Below are 16502 nucleotides of genomic sequence, written 5' to 3'. Positions count from 1 at the left end.
GACGGCATACGCGATAGCTGTTATAGTCTCGTGGGCTCGGAGATGTGTATAAGAGACAGGCGGTGGAGGTGTCGACCGAATGCAGGGCGGAGACCTGGTTGCCCTTGCGCCCCTCGACGATGTCCACCACGACGGTGGCGCCGTCCGGCAGGGACTCGTGACCGGCGGTGCCGACGATGGCGGCGGGGATCAGGGCGTCGGGCGACCCGTCCTCGAACTTGACGAAGCCGAAGCCGCGGGTCGGATCGTACCACTTGACGGTGGCCTGAACCTGGGTGCCGAGGACGACGGGCTGGCGGTAGACGTGCTGGCGCGGGGGTTGACGGTGCATGAGACCCACTGAACTCCAAAAGGCGACTCGGCACCGGCCTCCGGTGCCCGACAGAACACATCGCCTTTCCCCGCGCGAATCACAAGACCGCAGGCGCGCCGTTTTGCGCGCCCGCGGCCCTGGTGCCATTTTTCTCCCCGGTGAGCGGTTTCAGGCCAGCCGCTCGGGGTTGGGCGGCGGCTCCTCCGGCGGGACCGGAATGGCGTCCGGCGGCTCCTTGATCGGTGGCCGCGACGGGTCGCCGGGCATGTCCGGCATGCCGGGCGGCGGCACCGGCATGTCGGGGGTTGGCGGGGAAGGAGGAAGGGGACCCGCAACGCTCAGGTCGGCGGCCATCAGTTCGGCCATCATCCGCATTGTCGCCATCAGCCGCCCCCGCCCATCGTGCCACCCGTAGCACCCGGCGCGGCGCGGGTCAGGCCGCGCGCCTTGTCCAGGGAGTCCATGCAAAGCTGCTCGTTGCCGTCCTTCGCGGCGGAGCGCGCGGCGGTCACCAGCGATTCGATCTGGGCGTTGCGCGCCGCCTGCCCCATCGACCCGCTCTCCATCGACGAGCCGCTGTTCGGCGCGGCGTCGGGCCGCACCGCCGGAGCGGTCGGCATGGGGGCGCCGGTGCGCGGCGGCTCGATCACCGCCTGATCGCCCGAGGCCGGCGGCGCCACCACCCCGCCCGAGCGGGCGAGCTGGTCCGGCGTCGTGCCGGAACTGCCATTCGGCAAGGCCCCATCCCCCGCGGTGGAGCCGGAGCTGCCCGGCGGCGTCGCGACCGGCGGCGGGCTGGCCGACAGGTTGTTCTCGGCGGCGAAGCGGTCGACCAGCGCGGCGCAGCTTCCCTGCGCCAGAGCGGGACCGGCGCCGCACAGCACGAGGCCGGCGGCGAGCAAAAGGCCCTGTGGGATCGGATGTCGTGCCATCGGTTGCCTCCCCATCAGCAATACCACCCTCAACCGGTGTAGCGGTGCGGCGGTTCCACCTGCTTTTTCCCGCCATGGACACCATTCGGTGGTGCCGTTTCGCCCGCTCCTCCTGTTGAAGGCGCAACGGACAACGGCGGGGGAGAGGGGGTGCGATGGACGGCAACTGTGAAGGCCGGGGGCGCGAAGGCCGTGCCGATGTCTCGGCCGAGGCCGAAGCCTTCTACACGGAGAGTCTCAAGGTCCTGAAGGAGTCCGGCATACCCTTCCTGCTGGGCGGCACCTACGCGCTCAGCGCCTACACCGGGATCACCCGGCCGACCAAGGACATCGACATCTTCTGCCGGGGCGGCGACTTCCCGCGCATCCTCGCGCATTTCCAGGACCGCGGCTTCGCGACGGAGATCGAGGATGAGCGCTGGATCGGCAAGGTCCTGCACGGCGACCTGTTCTTCGACGTGATCTTCAACTCCGCCGCCGCCATCAACCCGGTCAATGACCGCTGGTTCGAGGAGGATCACCGCGCGCTGGTCTGCGGCGCCGACGTGCAGCTCATCCCGCCGACGGAAATGGTCTTCTCCAAGGCCTTCGTGCAGATGCGGCACAAGTACGACGGTCCCGACGTCGTCCACATGATCCTGAAGCAGCACGCCCACATCGACTGGAAACGGCTGCTCGGCCACATGGAGCAGTATTGGGAGGTGCTGCTGATGCACGTCCTGAACTTCCGCTTCATCTACCCGACGGAGCGCGACCACATCCCCGCCTGGCTGTTGCAGGAGCTTCTGGACCGGCTGAACGAGCGCGCGAAGCTGCCGGTGCCGCAGACCCGCATCTGCCGGGGGCGGCTGTTCTCGCGCGAGGATTATCGGATCGACGTCACGGACTGGGGGTTCGCCGACGTCGTCGGCGAGGAAACGAAGCATGGCTGATGCAACCCTGAAGGTCGCCGCCATCGGCGACATCCATGTGGGGGAAACCTCCTCCCATCCCTACCGCGAGCTGTTCCAGGAGATCGCCGACCGGGCGGACGTTCTGGCGCTGGCCGGCGACCTGACCAACCACGGCAAGCCGCGCGAGGCCGAGGTGCTGGCCGAGGACCTGCGCGCCATCGGCATCCCGGTGGTCGCCGTGCTGGGCAATCACGACCACGAATGCGGCCATGTCGAGGAGCTTCAGCGCATCCTGGAGCAGGCGGGCGTCCGCTTCCTCGACGGCAACCCGGTGGAGATCCGCGGTGTCGGCTTCGCCGGGGTGAAGGGCTTCGGCGGCGGGTTCGAGAACCGCATGCTCGACGCCTTCGGCGAACCGGCGATCAAGCAGTTCGTGCAGGAGTCGCTGAACGAGGCGATGCGGCTGGAAAGCGCGCTGCGCCAGCTGGAGACGGAGCGGACGATGGTCGTCCTGCACTACGCCCCGATCGCCGAGACGGTGCGCGGCGAGCCGACCGAGATCTATCCCTTCCTCGGCTCCTCCCGTCTGGCGGAAACCATCGACCGCTTCCACGTCCAGGCGGTCGTCCACGGCCACGCCCACCACGGAAGCTACGCCGGCCGGACCCTGCGCGGCACGCCGGTCTACAACGTCGCCCAGACCATCGAGAAGGAGTCGGGGAGGCCCTACGCGCTGATCGAGGTGTGAGGGAAGGTTAGTGGGGGGCCCGACGCGACGACCTCCCCACACCCCCGCCATGCCACCGTCGCACTACCGCCCCGGCGGGGTTCCGGATAGGGTGCGGGCACAATGCCCCATTTTGCGCCCCGCCCTGCCCTTCCGAAGCTCCCATCATGCTGACCGCCAACCTCGCCGCCCTGGGGGCTGCGCTCTGCTGGGCGGCCAGCGGGCTGATCGCCATCGGCCCGGTGCGGGCCATCGGCTCGGTCGCCTTCAACCGCCTGCGCATGAGCATCGTCTTCGTCGGCACGGCGCTGGCCGCGACGCTGCTCGGCGGCTGGCAGACTCTCGACCTGCAGGGTGCGGCGATCCTGGCGCTGTCCGGCGCGGTCGGCATCGTGATGGGCGACACCGCGCTGTTCTGGGCGCTGGGGCGCATCGGCCCGCGCCGCAACTCGGTCATCTACGCCACCAACGCGCCGATCACCGCGCTGCTCGCCTGGGGCGTGCTGGGAGAGGCGCTGGGACCGTGGACGGCGGTCGGCATCGCGCTGGTCACCGCCGGGGTGATGCTGGCGATCTTCTTCCGCGCCAGCCCGGTCCCGAACGGCACGGGCACCGTTCCCCATGACTGGGAGTCGGTGCGGGGGCGCCTGCTGGTCGGCGTCGGCGCCTGCCTGATCGCCGCCGTCTGCCAGGCCGCCGGTTCGGTCATCGCCCGGCCGGTGATGGCGGCGGGCGCCGACCCCATCGCAGCGGCGGCGGTGCGCGTCGGCATGTCGGGGCTGCTGCTGTTCGCCGGCGGGCTGCTGCCCGGCCAGCGCTTCGGCTTCGGCCCCGGCCTGACGCCGCGCATCTTCGCCCAGGTGGTGGTGAACGGCTTCATCGGCCTCGGGCTGGGGATGACGCTGTTGCTGATCGGGCTGGCCCACGGCAACGCCGGCGTGGTCGCCACTCTGTCGGCCACCAGCCCGGTGCTGATCCTGCCGATGCTGTGGGTCTGGACCCGCCAGCGTCCGGGGGCCGGAGCCTGGGCGGGCGCCATCGTCGCGGTGCTAGGGGTGGCGCTGATCGTCAACCGCTGAGCCGGTCGGGAAATCTCCGCGGTTTGGAAATTTTTATCTGAAACGGTTGCGTCCGCCAATTTCCGGGGCAGGATGGAGAAACCGGCACCCGGTTCCCGCATTCCGATAAGGCGCGACACCCCATGGCCTCCCCCCGCCGCAAGCGTTCCGGCGCCGATCCCGCCGCGCCGGTGCTGCATCTGACCCGCTTCCTGCCCTACCGGCTGTCGGTGCTGTCCAACACGGTCAGCCACACGGTGGCGAAGCTGTACGAGAAGCGATTCGGCATCACCATCCCGGAATGGCGGGTCATCGCCGTGCTGGGCGGCGGCGAGACGCTGAGCGCGGGGGAGATCGCCCAGCGCACCGCCATGGACAAGGTGCAGGTCAGCCGGGCGATCAGCCGGATGCTCGATTCGGCGCTGATCCTGCGCGAATCGGGCGCCACCGACCGCCGCAAGGCGCAGCTGACCCTGACGCCCAAGGCGTTGGCGATCTACACGGAGATCGTCCCCCTCGCGCTGGCCTACGAGCGGGAGCTGACCGGCGCCCTGACGGAGGAGGAGATGGGGCAGCTCGACGGCCTGTTGGCCAAGCTCCAGGCCCAGGCCGACGCCCTGGCTGGCCGCCCCGCTACGCGAAGTCCTTGAAGCTGTCCGCCGCTGCGCGGTCGTAGCCCTGGCTAGCGCGCAGGAGCTGGCGCGTGTAGTCCTCCCGCGCGGCCCCTCGGCGCAGCGAGTCCACGTTCATCTCCTCGACGATGCGGCCGCGGTTCATCACCGCCAGCCGGTCGCACATGGTGGCGACCACCGCCAGATTGTGGCTGACCAGCACGTAGGTCAGCGCGTGCTCCGCCCGCAGCCGCTTCAGCAGGTTGAGGATTTCCGCCTGCACCGACACGTCGAGCGCCGAAGTCGGCTCGTCCAGCAGCAGCACCCGCGGCTCCAGCACCAGCGCGCGGGCGATGGCGACGCGCTGGCGCTGCCCGCCGGAGAGCTGGTGCGGGTAGCGGAAGCGGAACTGCGGACCCAGCCCGACGTCGCGCAGCACCCGGTCGATCCGCGCGTCGGCGTCGCGCAGCCCGTGGATGGCGATGGGCTCGGCCAGGATGCGGTCGATGGTGTGGCGCGGGTGCAGGGAGCCGTAGGGGTCCTGGAAGACCATCTGGCAGGACTTGAAGAAGCCCTTCTCACGGCGGCGGCTTTGCGCCGCGCCCGCCACGGCGATGGAACCGGTCCAGTCGTGGTTCAGCCCGACGACGGCGCGCAGCACCGTGGACTTGCCCGAGCCCGACTCGCCGACCAGCCCGAAGCTCTCGCCCTCCCGCACGGTGAAGGACACCCCCTGAACGGCGGCAACCGCGTCGGCGCCATGGCCGAAGGTGACGCGCAGATCCCTGACGTCGATCATGCCTTCAGCCCTCCAGCCAGGACGGGTCGCGCGCCAGCACCGGCAGCTCCGCCCGCGTGTCGTCCAGGCGCGGCAGGCTGTCGAGCAGGCCGCGCGTGTAGGGGTGCTTCGCCGCGTGCAGCTCCGACGCGCGGCAGGTCTCGACCACCCGGCCGGCGTACATGATCAGGATGCGGTCGCAAAAGGACGCTACGAGGTTCAGATCGTGGCTGACGAAGATCATCCCCATGCCGCGGCTGGAGCACAGCTCGTCCATGATCGCCAGCACCTGCATCTGCACCGTGACGTCGAGCGCCGAGGTCGGCTCGTCGGCGATCAGCAGGTCGGGGTTGGGGATCAGCATCATGGCGATCATGATGCGCTGGCCCATGCCGCCCGACACCTCGTGCGGGTAGAGGCCGTAGACGCGCTCCGGGTTGCGGATGCGCACGGCCTCCAGCATCTCCAGCGCCCGCCGCTTCGCCTCCGCTTTGTCGGCGCTGGAATGGACGCGGTAGGCCTCGGCGATCTGGGCGCCGATGGTCATCACCGGGTTCAGCGAGAATTTCGGGTCCTGCATGACCATGGAGATGCGCCGCCCGCGGATGCCGCGCAGCCGCTTCTCCGGCAAGGTCAGCAGGTCCTCGCCCTGGAAGCTCAGCCGGTCGGCGGTGACGATTCCGGGTGGCGGGACCAGCCGCAGGATGGCCCGCCCGGTCATCGACTTGCCGGAGCCGGACTCGCCGACGATGCCCAGCTTTTCCCGCCCGACGGTGAAGGAGACGCCGCGCACCGCCTGCGTCACGCCGGTCCGGGTGGGGAAGGAGATGCGGAGGTTCTCGACCTCCAGCAGAGGTTTGTCGCTCATCGGCGGTTGGCTCATTGGCCTTTCGGGTCCAGAACGTCGCGCAGGCCGTCGCCCAGCAGGTTGAAGCCCAGGCTGACCACGAAGATGGCGATGCCGGGCATGGTGGCGACCCACCATTGCTCCAGCACATACTGCCGCCCGGTGGCGATCATCGCGCCCCATTCCGGGGCGGGCGGCTGCGCGCCGAGGCCGAGGAAGCCCAGCCCCGCCGCCGTCAGGATGATCCCCGCCATGTCCAGCGTCACCCGCACGATCAGCGAGGAGGAGCAGAGCGGCACCACATGACCGAGGATGATCCGCGGCGTCGAGGCGCCCTGGAGCCTTGCGGCGCTGATGAAGTCGCTCTTGCGGATGGTGATCGTCTCGGCCCGCGCGATGCGGGCGTAGGGCGGCCAGCTGGTGATCGCGATGGCGATGATGGCGTTCTCGATGCCCGGCCCCAGCGCCGAGACGAAGGCCAGCGCCAGGATCAGCTTTGGAAAGGCCAGGAAGATGTCGGTGACGCGCATCAGCACCGCGTCCACCCAGCCGCCGAGATAGCCCGCCACCGTCCCGATCAGCAGCCCGGCCACCGGCGCCGTCACCGCGACCAGCGCCACGATCATCAGCGTCAGGCGGGAGCCATAGAGGATGCGCGTCAGGATGTCCCGGCCGAAGGCGTCGGTGCCCAGCCAGTGCGCCGCGCTGGGCGGCAGCAGACGCTGCGACAGGTCCTGCATGTAGGGGTCGTAGGGCGCGAGCAGCGGGGCCAGCGCCGCCATCAGCACCAGCAGCAGCACGATGCCAAGCCCGATCATGGCCAGCCGGTTGCGCGCGAAGGCCAGCCAGCCCAGATAGACCCGGCCCAGCCGCGCCTGCCCGCGGGACTGCGGCGTCTCCGCCGTCAACCACGCCCGCAGCCCGTTTTCGGTAACGTGCATCATCGTGCCCCTCTCATCGCGCACGGGGGTCCAACAGGCGGTACAGCAGGTCGGACAGCAGGTTCAGGCCGATGAAGACCGTCCCCACCACCAGCGTCCCGCCCAGCACCGCGTTCATGTCCGCCGACAGCAGCGAGTTGGTGATGTAGAGCCCCAGCCCCGGCCAGGCGAACACCGTCTCCGTCAGCACCGACCCTTCCAGCAGCGAGGCGTAGGACAGCGCCACCACCGTGGTCAGCGGCACCGCGATGTTGCCCAGCGCGTGGCGCCAGATCACCCGCGCCTCCGACATGCCCTTGACGCGGGCCGTCGTGATGTATTCCTGGCGAAGCTGGTCCAGCATGAAGCTGCGCGTCATGCGCGCGATGTAGGCCACGCTGTAGAGGCCGAGGATGCCCGCCGGCAGCACCAGATGGTGCAGCGCGCTCCAGAACACGTCGGTCTCGCCGGCCAGCAGGGCGTCCACCGTGATGATGCCGGTCACCGGATCGACCAGCCCCTCGTAGAAGACGTCCACCCGCCCCGGCCCCGGCGCCCAATCGAGCCGCGCGTAGAAGACCAGCAGCGCCATCAGCCCCAGCCAGAAGATCGGGATGGAATGGCCGATCAGCCCGATCACCCGGATCAGATGGTCCGGCCAGCGCCCGCGATGGACGGCGGCCATCACCCCCGCCGGGATGCCCAGCAGAACGCCGACGACCAGTGCGGCGGTCGCCAGTTCCAGCGTCGCCGGGAAGACGCGCAGGATGTCCTCCAGCACCGGACGGGAGGTCAGCACCGAGGTGCCGAAATCGCCCTGCAGCACGTCGCCGACATAGCGCAGGAACTGCTGCCACAGCGGCAGGTCCAGCCCCAACTCCTGCCGGACGCGGGCATAGGTGTCGGCGGACACGCGGTCGCCGACCACGGAGATCACCGGGTCGATGGGCACCACGCGCCCGATCAGGAAGGTGACGAGCAGGAGGCCGAGGACGGTCAACGCCACCGAGACGAGCAACCCCGCCCCGCGAATCGCATGACGCCGCCCCGGCATCCCCGGTCGTTTCAAGATAGCGGCCAAGTTTCACCTGAGTTCGAAAACAAAACCCTCTCCCCGGAGGGGAGAGGGGATGAAGTGCGGGAAGGGTAAAGCCCGCCTTACTTCTTGCTGACCTTCCAGTAGTAATTGCTGTCGAAGCTCGGCCCCCAGACCAGCCCTTCGACGTTGCTGCGCTCCGCGATCACCTCGGTCTGCTGGAACATGATGACGAAGGGCGAGGTCTCCAGCACCTCGCGCTGCAACTCCTGATACATCGCGGCGCGCTTGGCGGTGTCGCGCTCCTCGACCGCGGCGGCGGTCTTCTTGGTCAGCTCGGGGATGTCCCAGGCGTTGCGCCAGGACAGCGGCTTGGCCTTCGCGTCGTCGGCGTTGTCCGGGTTGGCGGCGAAGGTGTCGGCGTTGGTGTTCGGGTCCTGGTAGTCGGCGCCCCACTGGTAGAGCAGAGCCTCGTGGTTGCGGGCGCGGTACTTGGTGACCACCTGCTTGCCATCCGCCGGCAGCAGGTTGATCTTGATGCCCGCCGCCGAAGCACTGCCCTGGATGGCCTGGGCCATGTCCATGCTGGGCGAGGTGTTGCGGACGTCCATGGTCACCGTGATGCCGTCCGGATAGCCGGCCTGTTTCAGCAGCTCCTTCGCCTTGGCCGGATCGTACGTGTACGGGTTCTCCTCCAGCGCGCCGAGGAAGCCCTTGGGCAGGAAGGCCTGATGGACGGTGCCCAGCCCGTTCATGATGGTCTTCGCCATGCCGTCGTAATCCACGGCGTACTTGAAGGCCTTGCGCACGTCGGGCTTGGCCAGGACCTCGTTCTTCTGGTTCAGGCCGAAATAATAGAGCGTGCCCTTGGGCGCCTGGACGATGCGGATCTTGTCGTTGCCGCGCAGCGGCTCGAACTGCTCCGGCTTCAGGTTGCGGGCCACGTCGACGTCGCCCTTCTCCAGCAGCAGGCGCTGGGTCGCCGGCTCCGCAATGTGGCGGATCAGCACGCGCTTCACCGCCGGCGCACCGCCCCAGTAATTGGGGTTGGCCTCCAGCGACAGAAGCTCGCTGGCCTTCCACTGGCGCAGGACGAAGGGGCCGGACCCGGCGGAGTTGGCCTTCAGGAAGGCGGCGCCGAAGTCGCCGTTGACCTCCTTGCTCTTGACCAGCTTGGAGTCGACCACGCCGGAAACGTCGGCGGTCAGGCAGTAGAGCACGAAGGTTGGGGCGTAGGTCTTGTCCGTCTCGAACACCAGGGTGCGCGGGTTGGTCGCGCGGACCTTCTGGTCGACGTTTTCCGGCGTCAGGCCGAACTGGGTCAGGATGAAGGCCGGCCCCTTGTTCATCTTCACGGCACGCTGGAGCGAGTAGGCCACGTCCTCCGCCGTCAGCGGGTTGCCGGAGTGGAACTTGATGCCGTCGCGGATGGTGAAGGTGAAGGTCTTGCCGTCGTCGGAGACGGTCCAGCTTTCCGCGACCTGCCCGTGGATCTTGCTGACGTCGTTGACGTCGAAGCGGATCAGCCGGTCGTAGACCTGGGCGCCGTACTCGGCCCCCGACAGCTCGAATATCTCGCCGGGATCGAGCGTCACGATGTCGTCGAACTGCCAGGCCATGACCAGCGTGTCCTTCGGCGTGTCGGCCAGGACCGGCGAGGCCGCGAGACCGAAGGAAAGACCGGCGGACAGAAGGGCGGCACCGGCCAGACGGCGCGCGAGCGTGTTCATGGTTCCCATACTCCCTGCGTGATCCCGGAACGACCCCGGACGGGGCGAATTCTCTTTGGAATTCTTAGCGGTTAACGGCCGGATGATCCGGCGGCGCGGGTTCGCCTGTCAAGCGGGCGGCGGTCATAGCGGTCCCCTGCGACCAAACGCGAAGGCCGTACCCCGGTCCGCAACGGGCTTGCCGATCCCACCCTTCCGTCCACATCACTGTCAAAGCGATGGAGGACCCATGGACCAGGACCGCGAGAACGGCCAGTCGCGCGTGCCCAAGCCGCCGAGCCGCGACGAGGTGGAGAAGATCAGCGACGCGCAGCGCTTCATCACCGACGACTGGACCGGCGACGGGGGAAAACCGGGGGACCAGCCCCCGGACGGCAGCGGACGTTGAGTCCGGAGCGTTGAGTCCGGCACCGTCCCCGCGTAGCCTTGTCCCTTAAGGACCACACACGCGGGGACGACCATGATCGGGAACGACGGAAAGCCGGTGTCGAAGGAGGGGCTGCGCCAGCACCTTACCGCCTACAACACGCAGTCGCGCGGCTCGAAGGAGTTTGCGGCGATCCCGCGCGCGCTGGTCACCGTCTGCGACAATCTGAAGGCCGGCAAGACCACCTACGTGAAGTGCCTGGACGGCCAGTTGCAGTTGTCCCGGCGCAAGGACAACAGCGTCCAGGCAGCGTAGCGTCCCGTCACCCCTCCCCCTTCACCGGAAAATCGAACCAGGGCAGGCGCAGGAATTCGTACTCCCGCAGCCGTGGCACCCGCCCGCGCCGCGTCCAGTCGTGAAGGACGGCGTAGGGCGCCGCCTGGTCGAGCGTCCAGGCCGCCTCGCCGCGGTCGAAGAACCAGCCGATGTAGGCGCCGACGAGGCCGAGAAACTCCCGCCCCGCCGCGGTCGGCGCGACGCCGAGGAAGCTGACGATGATGTCGTCGAACGGCCCTCGGGCGCGGCGGTCGCGCATGACGGTCAGGTCCCAGCCAGCCCCGTCGCGCAGGTCTGGCGGAAGCGGCGCCGTGCAACGGGCGTCGATGTCGGTGATGAAGACCGGCGCCCCGGTCCGCTCCAGCAGGTCGAGGGCCACGAAGAAGCGCGCGCAGGCGTAATAGGTGGTCTCCGCCCCCGGCGCGTGGACGGGCAGGTCGATGCGCTCCAGCGACCAGGACAGCCGCCCCGGCTGGGCGGCGCAGCGGCGGTCCAGGTCGGCGTGGTCCTCCGCGTCGGGATTGACGACATGGACATGCACGCGGTTGCCCGCCGGGTCCTTCTGGGCGTGGGACAGGAACCAGCCGCCGAAGCGCCGCCAATAGCCGGAATCGACGCTGACCAGCAGGATCGCGTCACCACCCGCAGCAGGAGGAACCGGCATCGACCGCTCCCCCGCCCCGGCGATGCGCGGCCGGTACGCGGCGAGCGCGTCGAGGAAGACCGGCCGCGCATCGACCTGCCGCCATTTCGCCGCCTGCGGGTCGGCGCGGATGGCCTCCTCCGACCAGCCGCGCAGATAGCGCTGGACAAGCCGCGAGGCGGTCGCCAAGCGCCCCCGCCGGTAGAGGCCGTGTGCGATGCAGGCCGCCGCCGCGCCATCCCCCGGCGCGCGCCGCAGTCGGTCCCGCGCCCGCTCAGCGATCCGCTCCAGCCGGGCGTCGTCCAGCATGCCGCGGTGGATGGTCAGCACGGCGGTGCGGAACAGCGCGGCCTCCGCCACCTCCCCCGCCCCGCGGTCCAGCGCCGCCAGGAACAGGTCGAGGACGCGGCCCAGCGGCTCGCCCCAACTCGCCTCCGGGCGGTCGGCGCGGGGAAACTCCGGCAGGGCGCCGCTTGCCTGCAAGGTCGCCATGGCGAGGTTGCCCAGCGCCGCCCCGTCGTCCGGACGCAGCCGCGCCGCCCGGCCGTAGCCCGTCACCGCCCCGTCGGCCTCCCCGACCGCCAGCCGCGCGCGCCCCACCGCCGCCCAGCCGTCGGCGCTGTCGGGCGCCAGGGACAGCGCGTGGACCAGCCAGCACCCCGCCGCCAGCGGCTCCGGCCCGCCGGCCAGCAGCCGTCCCGCCGCCAGCGCCGCCGCCCCATAGCCGGGATCGATCCGCAGGGCGGCGCGGAAGCATCCGAGCGCCTCCCCGACCCGGCCCAGATCGCCGAGCGCCAGCCCGCGATTGAAGGTAGCCTTGGCCCGCGCCGGCTCCAGCGCCAGGGCACGCGCGTGCTGCGCGGCCGCCCGCGCCGCATCACCGCCGCCACGGCGCAGACTGCCCAGATTGTCGTGATAGTCCGCCGCCTCCGGGTCCAGCGCGATGGCCTGGGCGATCAGCGACAGCGCCTCCTCGCTCCGCCCGGTCTGGCCGGACAACACGCCCAGCAGATGCAGCGCATCGGCCTGCCGCGGATCGGCGTCGAGAATCGCCCGGTAAACCCCGGCGGCCTCGCCCATCCGTCCGGCCCGGTGGTGGCCGATGGCGATGGCGTAGGCTTCGGACAGGCTGACCATGACGACTCCGGGCTGCGCTTGCGACATCGCGCCCGCTTGCGGAGGCGCGCCGTCCCTCTACCATCGCGGGCCATGAGAACCGATCCCGACGGCCTTCCCCATCATGACGACCGCCGCGCCCTGGCGGAAGCCCTGCGCGCCGCTCTGACGCAGCGTTTCCCGAACGCCGACGCCGACCTGACCGCGGCCATCGGGGCCATGGCGGCCAGCCGCTTCTTCGGGGTGCGCTTCTGCGCCGAGGGCAACGCCGCCCGCGCCTGGGTCGCCCGCCGCCCCAACCCTGACGTGTTCGAGGTCTGGGACCCCGCCACCGGCGCCTGGGATTTCGTCGAGCGCCTGCCTGACCCGTCGCTTTACCAGCCGACGCCGGAAGGCACCGCGCGCATCGCCGCCAAGGCACAGCAGGCCATGGCCGGGGTCGCCGCCGCCGGGCGTCTGGCCCACGCCCTGGCCGCCGGGATCGAGCCGGACGACGAGTAAAATAGACCTCAGGCGGTGGCGAACAGGCCGCCGTCCTCCGGCCCATCGGACCCGTCCTCGGCGTTCGGGTCGCCCAGCGCCGTCTCCCAGCCCAGCGCCGGCAGGGCGATGCTGCGCGTGTTGCCCAGCCCGCTGCGCGTGGCGACGAAGCCGCGCTGTTCCATGTAGGTCAGCAGGCGCCGCGCCCGCCCGCGCGACCGGCTGCCGCAGGCGCGGGCCACGTCGGCGTCGGACGGGCAGGGCAGATGGTCCAGCGCCGCGCGGGCCAGCAGCAGAAAGACGACTTGAATGTCCTCCGGCAGGGTGGCCGCGACCTGGGTCGCCTTTTCCCAAGCGGGATTCTCCGCGGTGCCGTCCCCCGCCCCGGCGCGGGCCGCCGCCAGCTTGCGCCGGAAGGCCGGCAGTTCCAGAAGCTCGCCCCGCACCCCCTGCGTCCGGCAGCGCACCAGGAAGTCCTGATACAGCACGGCGATGGAGCGGTAGGGCGCCTCCGGATCGGCCAGAACCTCGCGCAGGATCGCCTCGTAGGCGGCTTTGCGCTCCGCCGCTTGCTCCGGCGTTTCCGGCTCCTCCATGGGCGGCGCGGATGCTGCGTCGTCGGTTTCCGGCTCCACCGGCAGGGGGCGCGGGCGGGAGAGCTGGGCCAGCAGATCGGCGCTGGCGCTGGTCGAGGGGCGGCGCACCGGCAGGCGCGGCGGTTCCGGCTCGCCCGGCCTGAAGATCAGCTCCCGCGCGTCCTCCAGCGGGGTGTCGGGCAGCGGCATCAGCTTCGGGCTGCCGGCGCGCCCCTGCGTCTCCACCGCGCCGATGCGCAGCGGCAGCGGGCGGCGCGAGATGGCCGGGCCGAGCGCGATGAAATGGCCGCGCTCCAGATCGCGGAACATCTCCGCGGTGCGGCGCTCCATGCCCAGCAGGTCGGCGGCGCGGGCCATGTCGATGTCGAGGAAGGTGCGGCCCATCAGGAAGTTCGACGCCTCCGCCGCCACGTTCTTGGCGAGCTTGGCGAGGCGCTGCGTCGCGATCACCCCGGCCAGCCCGCGCTTGCGCCCGCGGCACATCAGGTTGGTCATGGCGCCCAGCGAGACCTTGCGCGCCTCGTCCGACACCTCTCCGGCGGCCGACGGGGCGAAGAGCTGGGCCTCGTCCACCACCACCAGCATGGGGTACCAGTGGTCGCGGTCGGCGTCGAACAGCCCGCCCAGGAAGGCCGCGGCGTGGCGCATCTGCAGGTCCGCGTCCAGCCCCTCCAGGTTCAGCACGACGGAGACGCGGTGCTGGCGCACGCGGGCGGCGACGCTCTGCAAGGCGGCCTCGCTGTGCTCGTCGGCGTTCACCACGATGTGGCCGAAGCGCTCGGCCAGAGTCACGAAGTCGCCTTCGGGGTCGATCACCGCCTGCTGCACCCAACGTGCGCTCTGCTCGATCAGGCGGCGCAGCAGGTGCGACTTGCCGGAACCGGAGTTGCCCTGCACCAGCAGGCGGGTCGCCAGCAGCTCCTCGAGATCCAGCATCGCCGACGCCCCCGTCGCGCCAGCCGTCATGGCCGCCCCCATGTCGATGCCGACCTTCATGCCCCGCCGCCTCCCAGATCCGCCATCGTCTGCGTTGAAGCGCACCCCTATAGCGCAAAGCGGGGCCGCGGTGCGAAGGGCATTTTGGATCGCGCTGCGCGCAGACGCCTTGCCTTTGTCACGAAATCGAAAAGATCATCCGCTACAAGATGGGCTTGCCCGCGACGAACATGGACAGCCGGCGGTGGACGAAGCGATGGCCTCGGTGCCAGCAGACGAATGGGACGATCGCTCCGGCACACCGGCAGGCGGCGCCCGCAAGGCCGCGCTGCCGGCGGAATGGATCCGTCTTCTGGCTGGGCTGTCGGTCGCCTTCCAGCCCATCGTGCAGATGCGCACCGGGCGCTGCCACGGGATGGAGGCGCTGCTGCGCGGCCTGGAGCGCAGCCCCTTCGCCAGCCCCAACGACCTGCTGGACGCCGCCTGCATGCAGGGCCTGCTGGCCGAGGTCGAATGCGCCCTGCACGCCAAGGCGGTGGCGGCCTTCCGCGCGCTGGACCACTGGCCGAACGCCAAGCTGTTCCTGAACATCGACGCGCGGGTGGTCGGGGTGGCCGGCTCGCCCTGGCTGACCCCCGTCGCGCTGGATGGCGGCGCGCCCGACCCGCGCCTGACCATCAGCCTGGAAATTTCCGAGCGGCGGGAGCTGCGTCCCGACCACAGCATCGAGCAGGCCATCGACCGCTACCGGCAGGCGGGAATCGGGGTGGCGCTGGACGATTTCGGCGTCGGCTTCGCCGGGCTGCGGCTGCTCTACGAATCCAAGCCCGACTATCTCAAGATCGACCGCTATTTCATCGACGGCATCGACCAGGACACGCGCAAGCGGGCCATTGCCCACGCGCTGGTCGGCTACGCCCACGCGCTCGGCATCCTCATCATCGCCGAGGGGGTGGAGACGGAGAAGGAATTCTACACCTGCCGCGATCTCGGCTGCGACTTCGCCCAGGGCTATCTGATCGCCCGGCCGAGCCTGGACTTGCGCGCCGTACCCGAGCGCTACGGCATCGTCGAGGAGTTGGACCGCCAGGACCGGCGCAAGCCAAACGAGGCCCGCCTACGCCTGTCCGAGGTGATCGAGCGGCAGCCGCCGCTGGCCGTCAATTCCCCGAAGACCGAGCTTCTGGAATATTTCCGCGGCGACAACAGCCCGTCCATCGCCCCCATCGTCGACCGCCAGCAGCGCCCGCTGGGGCTGATCCGCGAGCGCGACCTGAAGCGCTTCGTCTATTCGCGCTTCGGCAGCGAGCTTCTGCGCAACAAGGGGCTGGGCGACACGCTGCTGGATTTGGTGGTGAAGAGTCCGGTCTGCGACATCTCCACGCCGCTCGACCAGGTGATCGAGGCCTTCTCGGCGGAGGAGGCCAGCGACGGCATCATCATCATCGAAGGCGGCGAGTATGCCGGCTTCCTGTCCAGCGGCGCGCTGATCCGGCTGGTGCACGAGCGCAACCTCGCCATGGCCGCGGACCAGAACCCGCTGACCCGCCTGCCCGGCAACGCCGCCATCGTGCGCCACATCGAACGCGCCCTTCAGGAGCAGGACCGCAGGCACGTCCTGGCCTATCTCGACTTCGACAACTTCAAGCCCTTCAACGACCGTTTCGGTTTCCGCCAGGGCGACCGCGCCATCCTGATGTTCAGCGAGCGGCTGAAGGCCTGGGCCTCGGGCAACGGCGGCTTCGCCGGCCACATCGGTGGCGACGACTTCTTCGTCGCCCTCAGCGGTGCCGAGGACGAGGACGCGCTCGCCCGCGTGGCGGACCTCGTCGCGCAGTTCCGCTCCGACGCGGAGAGCCTCTACGATCCGGAGGCGCGGGAGGCCGGCTGCTTCGAGGGCAAGGACCGTTACGGCGCGGTGCGGCGCTTCCCGCTGCTGTCGGCCAGCGGCGTCGCCGTGGTGATCGCTCCCGGCCCGCACCGCCTGACCCCCGACGCGATCAACACCGCCATCGCCGGCCACAAGGCCATCGCCAAGGAAAGCCCCGACAAGCTCTGCACCGTCCACCTCCCAACCCTTTCGTCCCCTCGCCCGCCGGTGGCGGGGGAGGGTTAGGGACTGTCTCTTATACACATCTCCGAGCCCACGAGACTATAACAGCTATCGCGTATGCCGTCTTCTG

General features: G+C 70.0%; 18 protein-coding genes. 8 read left to right on the top strand and 10 right to left on the bottom strand.

Going from position 1 to position 16502, the window contains the following annotated elements; genetic code table 11:
• The 3 genes from Q4I23_RS21100 to Q4I23_RS21090 all read right to left on the bottom strand — a co-directional run.
• A partial coding sequence (locus tag Q4I23_RS21100) for a cold-shock protein (RefSeq protein ID WP_498527497.1) occupies positions 1-331 on the bottom strand: 331 nt, incomplete at its 3' end.
• Positions 332-481: 150 nt separating this feature from the next.
• Entirely contained in the window at positions 482-697 is a 216-nt protein-coding gene (locus Q4I23_RS21095) for a hypothetical protein (protein ID WP_137103625.1), read from the bottom strand.
• Positions 697-1245, bottom strand: a complete 549-nt coding sequence (locus Q4I23_RS21090; protein WP_498527496.1) for a hypothetical protein — start codon at positions 1243-1245, stop codon at positions 697-699. Before Q4I23_RS21090 ends, Q4I23_RS21095 begins: the two co-directional genes overlap by 1 nt.
• 155 nt (positions 1246-1400) lie before the next feature.
• Between Q4I23_RS21090 and Q4I23_RS21085 the strand changes: the two genes are divergently transcribed.
• From Q4I23_RS21085 to Q4I23_RS21070, 4 genes are all read left to right on the top strand, one after another.
• Positions 1401-2177 (top strand): nucleotidyltransferase family protein, encoded by a 777-nt coding sequence (locus tag Q4I23_RS21085; RefSeq protein WP_498527495.1) that lies wholly within the window; start codon positions 1401-1403, stop codon positions 2175-2177.
• Positions 2170-2886: a metallophosphoesterase family protein gene (locus Q4I23_RS21080; protein ID WP_498527494.1), complete on the top strand. Its 717-nt coding sequence runs from the start codon at positions 2170-2172 to the stop codon at positions 2884-2886. Before Q4I23_RS21085 ends, Q4I23_RS21080 begins: the two co-directional genes overlap by 8 nt.
• A 146-nt stretch (positions 2887-3032) precedes the next feature.
• Positions 3033-3944 (top strand): DMT family transporter, encoded by a 912-nt coding sequence (locus Q4I23_RS21075; protein WP_498527493.1) that lies wholly within the window; start codon positions 3033-3035, stop codon positions 3942-3944.
• Positions 3945-4066: 122 nt separating this feature from the next.
• Positions 4067-4573 carry a MarR family winged helix-turn-helix transcriptional regulator gene (locus tag Q4I23_RS21070; protein ID WP_498527492.1) on the top strand — a complete coding sequence of 169 codons (507 nt, stop codon included), beginning with the start codon at positions 4067-4069 and terminating at the stop codon, positions 4571-4573.
• Here Q4I23_RS21070 and Q4I23_RS21065 read toward each other — a convergent pair.
• From Q4I23_RS21065 to Q4I23_RS21045, 5 genes are all read right to left on the bottom strand, one after another.
• Positions 4557-5333 carry an ABC transporter ATP-binding protein gene (locus tag Q4I23_RS21065; RefSeq protein WP_498527491.1) on the bottom strand — a complete coding sequence of 259 codons (777 nt, stop codon included), beginning with the start codon at positions 5331-5333 and terminating at the stop codon, positions 4557-4559. The genes Q4I23_RS21070 and Q4I23_RS21065 overlap by 17 nt on opposite strands.
• Positions 5334-5337: 4 nt before the next feature.
• Complete coding sequence (locus tag Q4I23_RS21060) at positions 5338-6180, bottom strand: ABC transporter ATP-binding protein (RefSeq protein ID WP_498527490.1); 843 nt, start codon at positions 6178-6180, stop codon at positions 5338-5340.
• 11 nt (positions 6181-6191) lie between these two features.
• Positions 6192-7100 (bottom strand): nickel transporter permease, encoded by a 909-nt coding sequence (nikC, locus tag Q4I23_RS21055; RefSeq protein ID WP_498527498.1) that lies wholly within the window; start codon positions 7098-7100, stop codon positions 6192-6194.
• 13 nt (positions 7101-7113) lie between these two features.
• Positions 7114-8133 (bottom strand): ABC transporter permease, encoded by a 1020-nt coding sequence (locus tag Q4I23_RS21050; RefSeq protein ID WP_498527489.1) that lies wholly within the window; start codon positions 8131-8133, stop codon positions 7114-7116.
• Positions 8134-8237: 104 nt separating this feature from the next.
• On the bottom strand, positions 8238-9845 hold the full coding sequence (locus Q4I23_RS21045) for an ABC transporter substrate-binding protein (RefSeq protein WP_498527488.1): 1608 nt from the start codon (positions 9843-9845) through the stop codon (positions 8238-8240).
• Positions 9846-10074: 229 nt separating this feature from the next.
• On the opposite strand from Q4I23_RS21045, the gene Q4I23_RS21040 reads away from it, so the two are divergent.
• Together Q4I23_RS21040 and Q4I23_RS21035 are read left to right on the top strand one after the other, a co-directional pair.
• Positions 10075-10233: a hypothetical protein gene (locus Q4I23_RS21040; protein ID WP_498527487.1), complete on the top strand. Its 159-nt coding sequence runs from the start codon at positions 10075-10077 to the stop codon at positions 10231-10233.
• Positions 10234-10305: 72 nt separating this feature from the next.
• On the top strand, positions 10306-10527 hold the full coding sequence (locus tag Q4I23_RS21035) for a hypothetical protein (RefSeq protein WP_498527486.1): 222 nt from the start codon (positions 10306-10308) through the stop codon (positions 10525-10527).
• A 7-nt stretch (positions 10528-10534) separates the two neighbouring features.
• Here the strand turns inward: Q4I23_RS21035 and Q4I23_RS21030 are convergent, their stop codons facing one another.
• Positions 10535-12355 (bottom strand): tetratricopeptide repeat protein, encoded by a 1821-nt coding sequence (locus tag Q4I23_RS21030; protein WP_498527485.1) that lies wholly within the window; start codon positions 12353-12355, stop codon positions 10535-10537.
• Between the two features lie 45 nt (positions 12356-12400).
• On the opposite strand from Q4I23_RS21030, the gene Q4I23_RS21025 reads away from it, so the two are divergent.
• The gene (locus tag Q4I23_RS21025; protein ID WP_498527484.1) at positions 12401-12808 is read left to right on the top strand and encodes a hypothetical protein; all 408 of its coding nucleotides are present in this window, start codon (positions 12401-12403) and stop codon (positions 12806-12808) included.
• An 8-nt stretch (positions 12809-12816) separates the two neighbouring features.
• Here the strand turns inward: Q4I23_RS21025 and Q4I23_RS21020 are convergent, their stop codons facing one another.
• Positions 12817-14379: a helicase HerA domain-containing protein gene (locus Q4I23_RS21020; protein ID WP_498527483.1), complete on the bottom strand. Its 1563-nt coding sequence runs from the start codon at positions 14377-14379 to the stop codon at positions 12817-12819.
• A 184-nt stretch (positions 14380-14563) separates the two neighbouring features.
• Here Q4I23_RS21020 and Q4I23_RS21015 point away from each other — a divergent pair, with 184 nt between their 5' ends.
• The gene (locus tag Q4I23_RS21015) at positions 14564-16435 is read left to right on the top strand and encodes a bifunctional diguanylate cyclase/phosphodiesterase (RefSeq protein ID WP_498527482.1); all 1872 of its coding nucleotides are present in this window, start codon (positions 14564-14566) and stop codon (positions 16433-16435) included.
• The last annotated feature ends 67 nt before the right edge of the window (positions 16436-16502 follow it).

It is taken from the genome of Azospirillum sp. UFLA03-27, assembly GCF_059803775.1.
Note: the sequence above shows the minus strand (reverse complement) of the source record. Positions and strands in the feature narration are given on the sequence as shown.

Coding starts and splice junctions, on each gene's coding strand:
- Q4I23_RS21045 (WP_498527488.1), bottom strand. CDS start 9,845: ATGAACACGCTCGCGCGCCGTCTGGCCGGTGCCGCCCTTCTGTCCGCC.
- Q4I23_RS21050 (WP_498527489.1), bottom strand. CDS start 8,133: ATGCCGGGGCGGCGTCATGCGATTCGCGGGGCGGGGTTGCTCGTCTCG.
- Q4I23_RS21040 (WP_498527487.1), top strand. CDS start 10,075: ATGGACCAGGACCGCGAGAACGGCCAGTCGCGCGTGCCCAAGCCGCCG.
- Q4I23_RS21025 (WP_498527484.1), top strand. CDS start 12,401: ATGAGAACCGATCCCGACGGCCTTCCCCATCATGACGACCGCCGCGCC.
- Q4I23_RS21035 (WP_498527486.1), top strand. CDS start 10,306: ATGATCGGGAACGACGGAAAGCCGGTGTCGAAGGAGGGGCTGCGCCAG.
- Q4I23_RS21070 (WP_498527492.1), top strand. CDS start 4,067: ATGGCCTCCCCCCGCCGCAAGCGTTCCGGCGCCGATCCCGCCGCGCCG.
- Q4I23_RS21020 (WP_498527483.1), bottom strand. CDS start 14,379: ATGAAGGTCGGCATCGACATGGGGGCGGCCATGACGGCTGGCGCGACG.
- Q4I23_RS21030 (WP_498527485.1), bottom strand. CDS start 12,355: ATGTCGCAAGCGCAGCCCGGAGTCGTCATGGTCAGCCTGTCCGAAGCC.
- Q4I23_RS21065 (WP_498527491.1), bottom strand. CDS start 5,333: ATGATCGACGTCAGGGATCTGCGCGTCACCTTCGGCCATGGCGCCGAC.
- nikC (WP_498527498.1), bottom strand. CDS start 7,100: ATGCACGTTACCGAAAACGGGCTGCGGGCGTGGTTGACGGCGGAGACG.
- Q4I23_RS21075 (WP_498527493.1), top strand. CDS start 3,033: ATGCTGACCGCCAACCTCGCCGCCCTGGGGGCTGCGCTCTGCTGGGCG.
- Q4I23_RS21060 (WP_498527490.1), bottom strand. CDS start 6,180: ATGAGCGACAAACCTCTGCTGGAGGTCGAGAACCTCCGCATCTCCTTC.
- Q4I23_RS21095 (WP_137103625.1), bottom strand. CDS start 697: ATGGCGACAATGCGGATGATGGCCGAACTGATGGCCGCCGACCTGAGC.
- Q4I23_RS21080 (WP_498527494.1), top strand. CDS start 2,170: ATGGCTGATGCAACCCTGAAGGTCGCCGCCATCGGCGACATCCATGTG.
- Q4I23_RS21090 (WP_498527496.1), bottom strand. CDS start 1,245: ATGGCACGACATCCGATCCCACAGGGCCTTTTGCTCGCCGCCGGCCTC.
- Q4I23_RS21085 (WP_498527495.1), top strand. CDS start 1,401: ATGGACGGCAACTGTGAAGGCCGGGGGCGCGAAGGCCGTGCCGATGTC.